Source organism: Hydrogenovibrio sp. 3SP14C1, from assembly GCF_029625905.1.
GTDB lineage: Bacteria > Pseudomonadota > Gammaproteobacteria > Thiomicrospirales > Thiomicrospiraceae > Hydrogenovibrio.
In genome coordinates this window covers 1-278 of the sequence record NZ_JARTLM010000087.1, presented here as the reverse complement: position 1 = coordinate 278, position 278 = coordinate 1, and the positions used below count along the sequence as shown (strand labels likewise).

General features: G+C 55.0%; 1 protein-coding gene. It reads right to left on the bottom strand.

What is annotated here, in order from left to right; genetic code table 11:
- A partial coding sequence (locus tag P8629_RS11750) for a twin transmembrane helix small protein (protein ID WP_278166310.1) occupies window positions 1-200 on the bottom strand: 200 nt, incomplete at its 3' end.
- Window positions 201-278 lie beyond the last annotated feature (78 nt).

Genomic DNA, 278 nt, shown 5'->3' with positions numbered 1-278 from the left:
CTGGCCAGTTTTCTGCGGGCAAAATAGATCGCACCAACGATCAGAACGATGGCAATGAACTGCAGGAAAACACGCAGCTGCATCATCTTGTTCGAGAAATTGCCGTCACCGCCGCGCATCATGTTGCGCAGACCGATGATCAGAACGACGGCCACAGCAAACATGGCCACCATTGCCGCGCCCTTGAACAGAACGTCCATTTTATTTCCTGCCCGCTGGCTCTACCGGATGCTGTCCGACCAGTCATGAGGTCAGGGACGGTGCGCATGGGAAGGAAA